General features: G+C 69.5%; 10 protein-coding genes and 2 pseudogenes. 6 read left to right on the forward strand and 6 right to left on the reverse strand.

Annotated features, from left to right (window positions below; genetic code table 11):
- Positions 1-5: 5 nt before the first annotated feature.
- Positions 6-896: a hypothetical protein gene (locus ACFXPL_RS14245; RefSeq protein ID WP_384917733.1), complete on the forward strand. Its 891-nt coding sequence runs from the start codon at positions 6-8 to the stop codon at positions 894-896.
- Here the strand turns inward: ACFXPL_RS14245 and ACFXPL_RS14250 are convergent.
- Together ACFXPL_RS14250 and ACFXPL_RS14255 are read right to left on the reverse strand one after the other, a co-directional pair.
- The gene (locus ACFXPL_RS14250; RefSeq protein ID WP_384917736.1) at positions 877-2,262 is read right to left on the reverse strand and encodes a sensor histidine kinase; all 1,386 of its coding nucleotides are present in this window, start codon (positions 2,260-2,262) and stop codon (positions 877-879) included. The genes ACFXPL_RS14245 and ACFXPL_RS14250 overlap by 20 nt on opposite strands.
- A complete protein-coding gene (locus tag ACFXPL_RS14255) occupies positions 2,259-2,921 on the reverse strand; it encodes a response regulator transcription factor (protein ID WP_384917739.1) in 663 nt (220 codons plus the stop codon). The genes ACFXPL_RS14250 and ACFXPL_RS14255 overlap by 4 nt, the downstream gene beginning before the upstream one ends.
- 576 nt (positions 2,922-3,497) lie before the next feature.
- Between ACFXPL_RS14255 and ACFXPL_RS14260 the strand changes: the two genes are divergently transcribed.
- Both ACFXPL_RS14260 and ACFXPL_RS14265 read left to right on the forward strand, forming a co-directional pair.
- A complete protein-coding gene (locus tag ACFXPL_RS14260) occupies positions 3,498-3,752 on the forward strand; it encodes a hypothetical protein (protein WP_384917742.1) in 255 nt (84 codons plus the stop codon).
- Positions 3,753-4,529: 777 nt separating this feature from the next.
- The gene (locus tag ACFXPL_RS14265) at positions 4,530-5,243 is read left to right on the forward strand and encodes an AAA family ATPase (protein ID WP_384917745.1); all 714 of its coding nucleotides are present in this window, start codon (positions 4,530-4,532) and stop codon (positions 5,241-5,243) included.
- Between the two features lie 200 nt (positions 5,244-5,443).
- On the opposite strand, the gene ACFXPL_RS14270 is transcribed toward ACFXPL_RS14265, so the two are convergent.
- A complete protein-coding gene (locus tag ACFXPL_RS14270; protein ID WP_384917748.1) occupies positions 5,444-5,725 on the reverse strand; it encodes a hypothetical protein in 282 nt (93 codons plus the stop codon).
- A gap of 1,048 nt (positions 5,726-6,773) precedes the next feature.
- Here ACFXPL_RS14270 and ACFXPL_RS14275 point away from each other — a divergent pair.
- The gene (locus ACFXPL_RS14275; protein ID WP_384917750.1) at positions 6,774-10,079 is read left to right on the forward strand and encodes a S8 family peptidase; all 3,306 of its coding nucleotides are present in this window, start codon (positions 6,774-6,776) and stop codon (positions 10,077-10,079) included.
- A 124-nt stretch (positions 10,080-10,203) separates the two neighbouring features.
- Here the strand turns inward: ACFXPL_RS14275 and ACFXPL_RS14280 are convergent, their stop codons facing one another.
- Positions 10,204-10,515 carry a hypothetical protein gene (locus tag ACFXPL_RS14280; RefSeq protein WP_384917753.1) on the reverse strand — a complete coding sequence of 104 codons (312 nt, stop codon included), beginning with the start codon at positions 10,513-10,515 and terminating at the stop codon, positions 10,204-10,206.
- Positions 10,516-10,519: 4 nt separating this feature from the next.
- On the opposite strand from ACFXPL_RS14280, the gene ACFXPL_RS14285 reads away from it, so the two are divergent.
- Complete coding sequence (locus ACFXPL_RS14285) at positions 10,520-10,849, forward strand: hypothetical protein (RefSeq protein ID WP_384917756.1); 330 nt, start codon at positions 10,520-10,522, stop codon at positions 10,847-10,849.
- 189 nt (positions 10,850-11,038) lie between these two features.
- On the opposite strand, the pseudogene ACFXPL_RS14290 reads toward ACFXPL_RS14285, so the two are convergent.
- Positions 11,039-11,980, reverse strand: a pseudogene (locus tag ACFXPL_RS14290) (transposase); the annotation flags it as partial.
- Positions 11,968-12,087: pseudogene (locus tag ACFXPL_RS14295) on the reverse strand (TetR family transcriptional regulator); the annotation flags it as partial. The pseudogenes ACFXPL_RS14290 and ACFXPL_RS14295, both read right to left, overlap by 13 nt.
- A 70-nt stretch (positions 12,088-12,157) precedes the next feature.
- Here ACFXPL_RS14295 and ACFXPL_RS14300 point away from each other — a divergent pair.
- A complete protein-coding gene (locus tag ACFXPL_RS14300) occupies positions 12,158-13,012 on the forward strand; it encodes an NAD(P)H-binding protein (protein ID WP_384917759.1) in 855 nt (284 codons plus the stop codon).
- Positions 13,013-13,210 lie beyond the last annotated feature (198 nt).

Below are 13,210 nucleotides of genomic sequence, written 5' to 3' on the forward strand. Positions count from 1 at the left end.
ATCGAATGGAGAATGCGGGGCTCCTCAGCGACCTCGACATGGCGGCCACGTCGGGTACGACCAGGTCGGTGATGAAGAAGCTGCCCGAGGTCACCCTGGCGTTCTGGATCATGAAGATCGCCGCGACGACCCTGGGCGAGACAGCGGGCGACCTCTTCGCGCAGACCCTGAAGCTGGGCTACTTCCTGACCACGGTCGTGCTGTTCCTGGTCTTCGTCGTGACGCTGGTGGTCCAGCTGCGCTCCAGCCGTTACAACCCGTTCTTCTACTGGACCGTGATCCTGTCGACCTCCATGGCCGGCACGACCATGTCCGACTTCATGAACAGGGACGCCAGCGCCACATACCTCTCGAAGGGCGCGACGAAGCTGGGTTGGGGACCGCAGGGCCTGGGCCTCGGCTATCCGGAGGGAGCGGCGATCCTGCTCTCGATCCTCCTGGCGATCTTCCTTGCCTGGAAGCTGAGCGGGATGACGTTCCAGATCCGCGACATCGTCAGCTTCAGGGGTGAGGCTTTGTTCTGGGCGGCGATCCTCGTCTCGAACACCCTCGGCACATCGATGGGCGACTTCCTCTCCGACAGCTCCGGCCTCGGCTATCTGGGCGGCGCGTTGCTCGTGACCGGAGTGCTGGCCGTGCTGGTGGCCTTGATGAAGGTGCCCGTGGTGCCGAACGTGCTGCTGTTCTGGATCGCCTTCGTCCTCACTCGCCCGCTGGGTGCCACCGCGGGCGACTTCCTCACCAAGCCGGCTGCCAAGGGCGGCCTGGATCTGGGTACCGTGGGCTCGTCCGCCGTGCTCCTCGCCGTCCTGCTCGGGCTGATGGCATACGCCCACGTGCGGGAACGCCGGTCGGTGAAGGAGGGGCAGGCACCGGTCACCCGGCGGGCAGCCTGACCGTGAACCTGGCACCCGGCGTGTGCCGGGGGGCGTAGGACACCTCACCGCCGACGGCGCGGGCCAGGCGTCGCGCGAGCGGCAGCCCCAGGCCCGCGCCGTCGTGCCCGTCGCCGGGATCGGCGCGGCGGCCGGGCTGGAACAGCTCGTCCACGAACGTCTCCGGCACACCGGGACCGTCGTCGACGACGTCGATCCGCACGACGCCGGGGACGCGCCGCACGGACACCGTCACGCGGGAGCGGGCGTAGCGGGCGGCGTTGGTGAGCAGGGGGCTGAGGATGCGTTCGAGGGGAGCGGGGGCGACACCTGCCTCCAGCACCGGCGCTTCCGTCTCCACCGAGGTCTTCACCTGGTCCGGGGTGTCGAGACGCTGGAGCAGGCTGTCCAGGACGGGTAGGACGTCGGTTGTTCCGGGAACCGTCACCGGATGCAGCCCGTTCTCGCGGGCGTCTTTCAGGAGCGTGTCGCAGATGGCCTGCATGGACTGGGCGGCCTCGGCGATCACCGCTTGGGTGGTGCCGATCTCGGCGTCCGTACGGGGACGGGCCTGCCACCAGTCGAGTTCCATGATGATCCGGGTGAGTGGCGTGCGCAGTTCGTGGGACAGCTCTGCCGTCAGCTGCTGTTCGTGGCGCAGGACGGTGCGTATGCGGTTGAGGAGCGCGTCCAGGGAGGCACCGAGGCGGGCGAGCTCGGCCGGGTGGTCGTACGTGCCGAAGCGCTCGTCCGAGCCCACAGCGCTCCACTGCGTGGCCTGATCGGTCATCGTCCGCACCGGGCGCAGTGCCCGGCCGACGGACAGGCGGGTGAGTACGTACGTGCAGCCGAGCATCGCCGCGTCCAGGACGAGTGACGCCACCAGCAGGGTCTCGGCCGAACTGCGGTACGGAGTCAGATCCAGAGCGGTGATGACGGTGGCGGTGGCGCGGTGGCCCGGGACGTGCTGGGAGCACAGCCGAACGGGCCGGTGATCGTGTGCCTGGACGGTCGTGCAGACATCCTTCGGCAGGGTGGCCAGCCGGTCGGCTGCTTGGGCCGGCGGGCCGTTGGTCGTGGTGGACGGCGGCTTCTCCAGCAGACGCGTCCCGGCGTAGATCCACACGTTGGCGTCGAGGAGCCGGTCGTTGACGGATTCCAGAACGCGCACCCGGGACCCGCTGGTATCGACGGTCGTGGCCACCGCTGCCGCCCGGTTGTGCAGTTCGTCGTCCGCCTGGTGCTGCAGGTGCCGGTCCATCACGGCGTTGAACACAACGGTCAAGATCGTCATGAGCAGGGCCGCTGTGGTAAGCGCCACCAGGGAGAGGCGGCCACGCAGGGTGCACGGGGCGAGGCGCCGCAGGACGCGCGAGGCACGGTTCATGACAGACGGTGTCCGATCCCGCGCGCCGTGTCGATTGTCAGGCCGCTGCCTGCCTCGCGCAGCTTGCGGCGCAGTCGGCTCAAATACTGGTCCAGGGTGTTGTCGCTGACCTGCGCGCCCTCGGGCCAGCCGGCTCGCACCAGGCCGCGGCGGGGCACGAGGGTCCCGCCGGCGGCGACGAGCGTGGCCAGCAGCCGGAACTCGGTGGGGGACAGGGTGACGCGGGCGCCGTGCACGGTCACGCTGTGGTCCACTGCGTCCAGGACCAGGTCACCGGCCGAGGCCACCGTCGTGGTGGCTGTCCGTCTGAGTACGGCTCTCAGCCTGGCGGCGAGTTCGGCGAGGTGGAAGGGCTTGGGCAGGTAGTCGTCGCCTCCGGCGGAGAAGCCGGACAGGGTGTCGGTGAGCTGATGCCGGGCGGTCAGGAAGATCACTGGGGCGAGGAAGCCGTTGGCGCGCATCGCCTGGCACACGTCTCGACCGTCCGCGTCGGGCAGGCCCACGTCCAGTACGGCCGCCGCGACGTCGGCCGTGGCGAGGCGCAGGGCGGTGGCGCCGTCGGCGGCCAGGACCGGGGCGAAGTCCTCCTCGTACAGGCCACGGCGCAGGACGTCACGGAGGGCGTGATCGTCCTCCACCACCAGGATCTTGGGGCGCATGGTCCTCCGTCGGTTCCGCGGCCGGATCGCTCGCGTGGGTGAGGAAGTCGGCGGGCAGGCGGTAGGCAACGGTGGATGGGCACGTCCCCAGCCGGCCGCCCATGACGCCGGTGAACCACTGCATGCCGAAGAGGCGCACCAGCAGACCCCAGCAGGCGGCGGCGATCCGTAGGACTACGCCACCGCGCAGAGCCAGCACGATGAGCCGTGAACCGGCCGTCGGCGTGGCCGCAGTGGTGTGCCTGGACGGGAACGCCCGGCCACTCGTGTGGTGCCGCCCCATCCCTTAGAAAGTCTACAACACTGTAGACGATCGCGCGGTGAGGATCGGGGCCCATGAGTTCGGGCAGGGGGCGAACGCGATCCGGGCCGGCGCTGAAGCGGCGGGCCTTTCCCTCAACGCCTACATCGTCCGCGCGGCATCGCGGCAGGCCACCCTCGACTCGACTCGACTCGACTCGACTCGGCACGGCGCCTCGCCGCGCTGGGCCCCGGTGACGACTTCGACTGCGCGGGCGGCCTTCTGCGGACCGTGGGGACATCTGGACCCTGCGTGACGGACGCGACGTCCTGGTCGTGTCCCTCGACGGTATGGAGGAGGCGTACGGCGCGGTTCTGGTCATCATGCTGCACCGTCCCGGGGCCTATCCGGACACCGCGATGTCCGTCGTGATCACGGCCCCTCTGCCGTGCACGGCTGTGGCTGTGGCTGTGAACCTGCGGCAGATGAGGGCCGCCCGGTTCGACGGCGCGAAGCTCCGGGGCGCCGTCGCCAAGGACGTCATGGACCGTGTCAGCCAGCCGCTCCGCGCCGTCCTCGACCTGTACTGAGGGCCGCGGGGCCCGCTCCGCCGCCGATATGACCGGACGGACCGAGCATCGTGCGGCCGTTGAACGGCCGCTCCACCAGGACGTGACTGCTCAGTCAAGGATCCGCGAGCAGCAGGTCGCCGCGGCCCGGGTCCGCGGCGAAGCGATTGCGCGGCCGGCCGTCAGGTTCCACCTGCCGGATGGTCGGGGAGGGGGCCGGGCGTGCCGGTTCGGCCGGTAGTACGGACCCGTATCACCCCCGCCCACGCCGCGTGCGGCGCAGGCAGGTGACGGGGCGTCAGTGCCCGCCGGCCGGGCCGCCCAGGTCCTGAGGCATTCCGGGACCAATGCCTCCAGGGTCGCGCTGGACACCTCTGCGTGCTGTGTGCGCGCCTCCCACCAGTGGCGGATCGCGTCCTGCGCACCCTGTTCCGTCAGCCCACCCTCGCGGGCCCGGACCGGCGCGTGGACGGCTTCGGAGCGGTCCATACCGAACTGCGCCACGTACCTGCCGCAGGAGTCGATCTGCCTCTCCTGCTCGGGCGTTCACTCCTGCCCGGCACCGTCGTGGAGCGCCTGTACGGCCTCCTGGGTATCACCGCCCCGCCCCGTTGCCGCTCAGTTGCTCCACGGCCTTCCCGAGCGACGCTTCCGCCGCCTGTGCGCCGCCGTCCGGGACGCCCCTTCGCCCCTTCACCTCCAGAACGCGCAGCGCGACCGCCGCGCGGCGCCCCGTGCAATCGGGCGGCCGGCTACAGGGTGCACGTACGCCTTCCGAGTCCAGGTGACACTGGTCGCGTGATTATCGAACGCGCGTATGCCCATCTCGCCTCGTACGACGAGGAAACCTGGCCTTGGTCGGTGCCTTGCGTCCGACAACTGCTCAAGGACGGGCTGCGGTTCACCGCGCCGGTGACCTTTCTGGTCGGTGAGAACGGCTCGGGGAAGTCGACCCTGGTCGAGGCGTTGGCGGAGGGGTTCGGTCTGGACTCCTACGGCGGCTCCCACGACTGGCGCTACGCTTCCCCGCGCGGCAAGTCGGCCCTGGGCGAGCGTATGAAATTCGACGCCGCCTCGGGACGCGGGCGCCGTATGGCCACCAGCTGGTCGGCCCGTAAAGGTTTCTTCCTGCGTGCCGAGACCGCGCTGGACGCCCTGGGCAGGGAAGGGTTCTCGCCGGACCGTGTCAGCCATGGTGAGGGCTTCCTCGCGGCGTTCCGCGGGAAGTTCCTTCACGCCGGGCTCTATGTTCTCGACGAGCCGGAGGCGGCGCTCTCCTTCTCCTCGTGCCTCGAACTGATCGGACACATAGACCGGTTGGCCAAGGAGGGCGGCCAGGTCATCTGTGCCACGCACTCCCCGTTGCTGACCGCACTGCCGGGCGCGGACATCATCGAGGTCGGTGAGCACGGTATGCGGAGGGCCGCCTGGCGGGAGCTCGGCGTCGTGGATCACTGGCGCCGCTATCTCGCCGACCCGCACACCTATCTGCGGCACATCGTCGAACCGTAGGCGGGTCCCCTCGGCCCTCGTCACGCCTGCTCTGTCGCGGTGCAGTTGGCGCATAGGGACTCGCTGACCTGTATGGACGCCTGGTAGTTGGAGACTGTCGCCGGCCGGCGATCTCGAACGGTCTGGCCTTCGCGGGAGTCCCCCTCGCGGTGGAGATGGAAGTCCTGGCGGTCGTCGGCCCTGTGACGACATTATGCGAACTACGCGATGGCCGGGCGCACCGGGTGCGCGCTGGCCGCTGCCGAATGTGCCTCCGTCGCCCGTTCCATCCCCGCAGCCTTCAGCCGGAGGAGTACACCGGCGACGGTCTCACCACTCTGTTCCAGGGTGTGGAGCTGCGCGACGAAGTCGATGATCGAGTGGGCAACGCCTTCCGCCGTGTCCGGCCCGGACTGCGCCCAGCTGCGCAGGCTGGCCGCGAGGACTCGTCCGACGGCCTCCAGGGCGAAGGAGTCGTCGCACGGGGCCGGGTCGATGCCCACACAGGGCGGTGACCGGGGCGACGATCCGCTCAGCGACGTCGGCGAGCAGTACAGGCATCCGCGGCTCGTCGGCGGCTGATGCGGCAGCCGCTTCCGTGTCGTCGGCCTCCACAGCCCGCAGGTAGCGAAAGGCACTGAGCACCGCGTCCGGCGTCATCGGGGCGAGCGGCGCGGTGGGGTTCGGGTACATGGAGGTTTCTCAACGTATGGGCCGTCCCGCTGATCGCGGCGTCCTCGGAACCGATGCTCGAACCGCGGCCCTGTGGACAGAGTCCGGCCGCTGACGGGGGAGAACTCTCCCCTCCGGGTTGATCACGATGCGGTCACGATGGAGGGGTTTTCCAAGACCGGCGTCACACGGGAGCCGAAAACCACACCTGTACGGGGTGAATGGCGGGACAGGCGCGCCCCACCCCCTCCAGGAGCACCCTGTGGCGAGCACCGCAGATGACCAGGCCCGGGAGACTCCCTCCGCGGACCCCTCTATCACCCCCTCCGCGCCCCGCCGTCAGGAGCCGGGCGTTTCCGCAGTTCAGGCCCGGCGGACAGGGGGCCGTCGCCGGTCGCCTAGAACACCGCCTTCACCTGGTCCAATCACCCGGGCGGGGTCAGCATGAGGAAGGTCAGGATCCTCTGACCCCGCCCGACCCCACTCGCCGGGCCGCACCGTCCGTCCGACAGGACACGCTTCCCGGAACCGGGCTGCCCGGGTCCACGGGCGACGGGCTGCGAGTTCGCCGGCCACGCCACGGCCGTACGCGAAAAAAAGTTGATCGTGCGGCAGAACCGGTGGGTGTTGCTGGTCGTCTTACCGCCCGACGTTGCCGCCAATTACCGGGACCCACGTCAACTGTGCCTGCAGGAGCATGAGTTGAGTGCACTATGCACGCATCGTGGGTCCCGGTTTTGTCGGGTTCTTCGTCTCTGTCAGGAGTGTTTCCGGGGGCGTGTTCGAGGGGGACGCGCGCGCCTCGGGAGGCTTGTTCGGGTCAGTGCTTCAACAGTTGGGGAAGTGTTGCGTACTCACAGAAAAAGAGCGGGTGCGGCCATGGTGGCCGCCCTGCTGACGGCCGGGCTCGTATCGGGTGCCACCGCGCACACCGCCACCGCGTCCGGGACCGGCGACGTCGGGGTGTTGGAGGCGAAGGGGCGGCCGGCGGAGGCCGGCGGCTCCATCACTCTGATCACCGGTGACCAGGTCCGTATGAACGGCGAGGGCCGCGTGGTGCGAGTGGAGCCCGGCAAGGGCCGCGAGGGCACGCGGATGAACATCAGGACCGTCGGGGACGAGGTGTACGTCCTGCCGGCGGACGCCGCTCAGCTGGTGGCCCAGGGGAAGCTGGACCAGCGGCTGTTCAATGTGACGGTGCTGCGGAAGGCCGGATATGACGACGGGCGGCGGGCTTCGCTCCCGCTGATCGTCTCGTACGAGAAGGACGCGGGCCGGAAGGCGGAGGCCAAGGCCGCCATCGCGGAGGCGGACGTCTCGGTGCGCCGTACGCTGCCGGTCGTCAGCGGCGAGGCGGTCACCGCGCCCAAGGAGGAGGCGGCCGAGGTCTGGGACGCGCTCACCGAGCCCACCGACGCGCCGGCCGGGGTCCGTGAGACCGCCCCCGGCATCGAGCGGGTGTGGCTGGACGGCAAGTACAAGGCGCTGCTGGACAAGAGTGTGCCGCAGATAGGTGCGCCGACGGCCTGGCAGGCCGGGTATGACGGCAAGGGCGTGAAGGTCGCCGTCCTGGACACCGGCGTCGACCAGACACACCCCGACCTCAAGGACGTCTCGATCACCCGGAAGGACTTCTCGGGCTCGGGCAACACCGTCGACAACTTCGGCCACGGTACGCATGTCGCGTCGATCGTGGCCGGTTCGGGCGCCAAGTCCGGCGGGAAGTACAAGGGGGTCGCGCCCGGCGCGAAGATCCTCGACGCCAAGGTCCTCAACGACAATGGCGAGGGCGCCGAGTCCGGCATCATCGCGGGCATGCAGTGGGCCGTCGACCAGGGCGCGCGGATCGCCAACCTGAGCCTCGGCGGCGAAGACACCCCGGGGACCGACCCGCTGGAGGCGGCGGCCAAGAAGCTGTCCGCCGAGAACGACATCCTCTTCGTCATCGCGGCCGGCAACGAGGGTCCGTACGCGAACACGGTCGGCTCCCCCGGCAGCTCCACCTCCGCGCTCACGGTGGGCGCGGTGGACAGCAAGGACAAGATCGCCGACTTCTCCAGCGTGGGCCCGACGAGCAACGGGGCGCTGAAGCCGGACATCACCGCGCCCGGCGTGGACATCGTCGCCGCGAAGGCCGCCAAGGGCATCATCGGCGACCCGGCCGCCGACGGTTACGTGGCCATGTCCGGTACGTCGATGGCCACCCCGCATGTCGCGGGCGCCGCCGCCATCCTCGCCCAGCAGCACCCCGACTGGACCGGCCAGCGCATCAAGCAGGCGCTGATCTCCTCGGCCAGGCCCGGCGCGGGACTCGGCGTGCACCAGCAGGGCACCGGCCGCGCCGACCTGACGAAGGCGATCACCCAGACCGTCGTCAGCGAGCAGGCCGGAGTGAACTTCGGCACCCGGCCGTGGCCGCACACCTTCGACGTGCCCGTCACCAAGGAGATCACGTACAGCAACAGCGGGACGGTGCCCGTCACCCTCGATCTGTCGATGGAGACGGCCGGTCCAGGCGGCAAGGCGGTCCCGGACGGCTTCTTCGTCCTCGGCGCCACGAAGGTCACCGTCCCCGCCGGCGGCAAGGCGAACGTCGCCCTCAGGTCGGCAACAAACCTCGGCAGCACGGACGGCACCTTCACCGGTACGGTCGTCGCCCAGTCCACCGACGGCGCCCAGAACGTCCGTACGACCTTCGGCGTCGTCCGTGAGGGCGAGTCGTACGACGTCACGCTGAAGTTCATCGACAACAACGGCAAGCCCACCGCGTCGTCGGCCTGGGTGTTCAGCCACGACGGCCGTTTCACAGAGGATGTGGCGGCCGACAGCAGCGACGGTACCGCCACGGTCCGGCTCCCGAAGGGCTCATACACGCTCAGCTCCGCCGTGGAGACCGATGCGTATGTCGCCTGGCTGGTCCAGCCGAAGCTGAACGTCACCGAGAGCTCCACCGTCACTTTCGACGCCCGCACGGCGAAGCCGATCAGCATCACCGCGCCGGACTCCGCCGAGCTTCGCGATGCGTATGTGAGCTTCGGTGTAAAGGCGGGTGACCGGGTTCGTGCCAGCTTCTGGGACCTGGACGACTTCAACGGCGTGCGCGTCGGCCATGTCGGCCCGCAGGTCCCGACGGCACTGATGAACGCGCAGGTCGGTGGCCTCTGGCAGAAGGGCAGCACCAGCTACAACCTGGTCTACAACCGCACCGGTTCGTTCTACACGGGGTTCAGCCACGAGACCGCCATGAGCGAACTGGCCCTGGTGAACGCCAAGTTCGGCTCCTCCGCCAAGAACCGTACGGGCTCTCTCCTGCCGGGCTGGGTCGATATGACAGGGCCGTCGGCGTACAGCATCGGCCTGGGGACCGAGCCGTTCGCCCTGCCCGCCACGGCCAAGACCTATTTCACCACGCCCCAAAACCTGACCTGGCAACTCGCGGCCTACCAGGATAACGGCGATGACTTCGGCGTTGACCTGGAGTCCGCGGACCCCAGGACCTTCGAGGCGGGCAAGACGTACTCGGAGACCTTCAATGTCGGTGTGTTCAGCCCGAAGGAGGGAAGCTGGGGCAGCGAGCGGTTCGGCAACGAAATCGGTTACTGCATGGGCGAGTTCACCGACGGGGTGGGACACCGCGGTACCTCGGGGGTCTCAAAGCAGCGCACCACGGTCACGGTCGACGGCAAGAGCATCGTCGACTCGGATCTCGGAGCATGCGGGATACTCGAAGGTCTTCCCGCCAAGTCCGCCACGTACAAGATAAGCACGGAGGCGACGCGCCCCGCGAGGATCGCGACCGTCACGAGCCGGCTCGTGGCCGCCTGGACGTTCACCTCGAAGCAGGTCACGGGCGCCCCCGAGCAGCTGCCCATCAACATCGTCCGCTTCACCCCGAGTCTGGATCTGACCAGCACCGCGAAGGCCGGCGAGACCGTCACGTTCCCGCTCCATGTCCGGGGCCCGGCGCAGAACAACCTCGGGTCGCTCACCGTCCAGGTCTCCTACGACGGAGGCAAGGTGTGGGCCGACACTCCGGTCACCTACGGCACGGGCACGGACGGCAGGCACCACATCACCCTGACCCACCCGACGACCGCCACCTCGGTCTCCCTCAAGGCGAAGGTCACCGACACGAGCGGTAACGCCTACGAGGTCACGATCGAGAAGGCGTACCTGCTCAACTAGCCATCACCTGCCCGTACCGGTACGCACCGGACCGGCACCGGCGGTCCGCCGCCGACCACGCGCCCGGGGACACGCACCACGTCCCCGGGCGCTCCGCGTCCGGCCCGGTCGTCCCCGTCGGGCCTCACCAGTCGACCGGCAGCTCGTGGAGGCCCTTGATCATCGCCTCTGTCTTCCAGCGGAGTTCGCTGCCGGACACGGACCGTTTCAGCGTGGGCAGGCGTTCGAGCAGGGTGCCCACGGCGGCTTCCGGCTCCAGTCGCGCCGGCCGCGCCCCGGCACGGAAGTGCGCCCCGTGCCCGAAGGCCAGGTGCGGGGCCTCCTGCACCCGGTCCAGTACGAGCGTGTCGGCGTCGCGGAAGACCGCCGGATCCCGGTTGGCCGCCGGCAGGTCGACCAGGACCGGTTCCCCGGCGTGGACGGTGACTCCCCCCACCTCGATGTCCTCGGTCGCGTACCGGGGGGAAGCCGAGGACGGTGGGCTGCGGTACGTACCGCAGCCCTTCCTCGATCGCCGCCGGGATGTCCGACGGGTGTTCGCGCAGGCGCGCCAGCCACTCGGGGCGCCGCAGGAGCAGACAGCAGCAGTTGGGGATCTGGTTGAAGGTGGTGATGCCCCCGGTGAGCAGTTCGACGGCGAGTTCGATCACCTCCTCGTAGGAGATGCGTCCCTCGTCCTGTGCGCGCACGAGGCGGGTGAGCAGGTCGTCCCTCGGCTCCCCGCGGCGCAGCTCGACCAGCTCGGCCGTATAGGCGAAGTACGCCGCTGATTCGGCGGCGAGGTCCTCCGCCGACGCCGTGTGGGACGGCATGACGTCCAGCCACTTCTGGATGCGGTGGCGGTCGCCTTCCGGGACGCCGAGCAGATCGCGGATCATGGGTCCGGCCACGTGCCCACGTACACCTACGAATTCGCCGACAGCCGGGTCCCCTGGTACTCGGATGCGAACCATACGGCCTAAGTTCGCGCTGCCGGTGTAGCTCAACTCCCACATGTTCGCAGTCAGTTGGGTGAAAGGAACTGCCGGATCGGCCGCGCGGCGGGCACGCAGATGGTCGCGGTAGGGGGCGACGAGGGTGGGCCGGTAGGCGGGGGCGATGAGCAGGGCCTGGGATTCGGACATGTGGGCATAGCGTTTGACGGTGTTCAGAGCCAGGCCCAGGCGGCGGGAACAGTCGAGCAGGCCGACGCCCTGGCCGAGGAGGTCGTGGATCTTGTTCCAGCGTTCGCGGGTGGTCTGCTCGCGTACTCCGCCGGGGCAGGGCGGGTTGAGGTGGCCCAGCAGCCGGTGTGCGCGCGGACCTCGGGCCGGACTCTGTCGCAGAGGTTTCTTCAGAGGTCCCATCGGTCGCTGACCTGCACCGCGCCGGGCAGGGCGCGGCGGATGGCTTCGGCGTAGGTGGCCGAGCCGTCGCGGCACACGACCTCGCCAGGATGTTCGTGCGGCCAGGACTCCAGGGTGGCCCTCTCACGGTCGGGCAGGACCGCGACGCGTCGGCCGGTTTCGGCATCCGTGATGATCGTGGCGTAGCGGTGGCGGCGGCGCAGGGCGGAATCGTCCACGCCGATCACCGTGGGACCGCCTGCGGCGGCGGCAGGCGTCGCAGCAGGCGCAGGGCGGTACTGCGGGAAACGGGCACGGCCGGCAGGCCGGCGAGGCGTGCGGCGGCCCGGCCGCATAGCTCCCACGCCCCAGCTGGGACATCTGCCAGGCAAGCCGCACCGTGCGGCGCTGATGGCGCTCCAGCAGCCCGGGAATCTGCTCACGGCCGGACCTGCGGTCACGTACGGCGCGTGCCGCCTTGCCTGGTGGTCCGCAAACCGGTGCAGCACCAGGTCTTTTTTGGTGGGGAAGTACCGGACGAGGGTCGGCTTGGAAATCTCGGCCGCCGCGGCGATGTCGTTGACCGAGACGCGGTCGAAGCCGCGCTCCAGGAACAGCGAGACGGCCGCGTCGCCGATGGCGTCGCGGGTCCGCTCCTTCTTGCGGGCCCGCAGCCCCGTTATTTATTACCAGGTTGTTTTTTTAACCTAGTAACGTTTTCATGGTGGGGTGAATCAGACAGGCATTCCTCCCGTGCTCGTAACCGGGGCGACGGGCCGGGTCGGCCGCATCGTCATCGACCAACTCCTCGCTGCGGGTGTGCCGGTCCGCGCTCTCGCCCATCGCTTCGAGGCGGCGGCAACGCTGCCGGCGAAGGCCGAGGTCTTCACCGGCGACCTCACCGTGCCCGAGTCACTCGACCCGGCATTGAATGGCGCCGGTGCGGTCTTCCTCGTCTGGACCGCCCCGCCTCAGACCGCCGCGGCAGTCGTCGAGCGGCTGGCAGCCCACGTGCGGCGGGTTGTTTTCCTCTCCTCTCCGCACCAGACGCCGCACCCCTTCTTCCAGCAGCCCAATCCCATGGCAGTGCTGCACACCGACATTGAGCGGCTCATCGCGGCCACCGGACTGGAGTCGACGATCATCCGGCCGGGGATGCTCGCGTCGAACTCGCTGGCCTGGTGGGCGCCCGCGATCCGAGCCGGCGAGGTCGTCCGGTGGCCTTACGGCGCTGCCGAGACGGCACCGGTCGACGACCGCGACGTCGCAGCCGTCGCGGCGCGAACGCTCTATCAGGACGGATACGCCGGAGGCGACTACGTCCTCACGGGCCCCGAATCGCTGACCCAAGCCGCACAGGTGGACGTCGTCGGTGACGTCCTGGGGCGCCGGATCGCATGCGAGGAGATGACGCCGGACGAGTTCCGAAGTCTGTCGGAGGGTACGGCGCCCAGCTCGGTCGTCGACATGCTGCTCGGTGCGTGGAGCGCGGCGGTCGGACAGCCCGCGTACATCACCACTGCGGTGGCCGACATCCTCGGGACGGCGCCGCGAACGTTTCGCCAGTGGGCCGCCGACCACGCCACCGCGTTCACAGAGGGTTCGTAACTTCGTCGGCCGCGACCTGTGTCCCGGCCGCAGCCCTCGGTCCGCCGCCGCCCCGGCCCCCGGGACGTGCCGGGCGCATGGGCGTGTGAGGCTCGTACGGACCCGGTTACGGGAGGCCGAGATGCACCCGGAGCACCTCACGATCATGAGTTCGACGTTTCCGCGCCGTCCTTCCCGCGCCACTTTTCCCGCGCCGCA

This window comes from Streptomyces sp. NPDC059092, assembly GCF_042756365.1.
GTDB lineage: Bacteria > Actinomycetota > Actinomycetes > Streptomycetales > Streptomycetaceae > Streptomyces.

What these genes read in the sequence shown, in the direction of transcription:
- ACFXPL_RS14245 (WP_384917733.1), top strand. Translation starts at nt 6, where the DNA reads ATGGAGAATGCGGGGCTCCTCAGCGACCTCGACATGGCGGCCACGTCG.
- ACFXPL_RS14250 (WP_384917736.1), bottom strand. Translation starts at nt 2,262, where the DNA reads ATGAACCGTGCCTCGCGCGTCCTGCGGCGCCTCGCCCCGTGCACCCTG.
- ACFXPL_RS14255 (WP_384917739.1), bottom strand. Translation starts at nt 2,921, where the DNA reads ATGCGCCCCAAGATCCTGGTGGTGGAGGACGATCACGCCCTCCGTGAC.
- ACFXPL_RS14275 (WP_384917750.1), top strand. Translation starts at nt 6,774, where the DNA reads ATGGTGGCCGCCCTGCTGACGGCCGGGCTCGTATCGGGTGCCACCGCG.
- ACFXPL_RS14285 (WP_384917756.1), top strand. Translation starts at nt 10,520, where the DNA reads ATGTCCTCGGTCGCGTACCGGGGGGAAGCCGAGGACGGTGGGCTGCGG.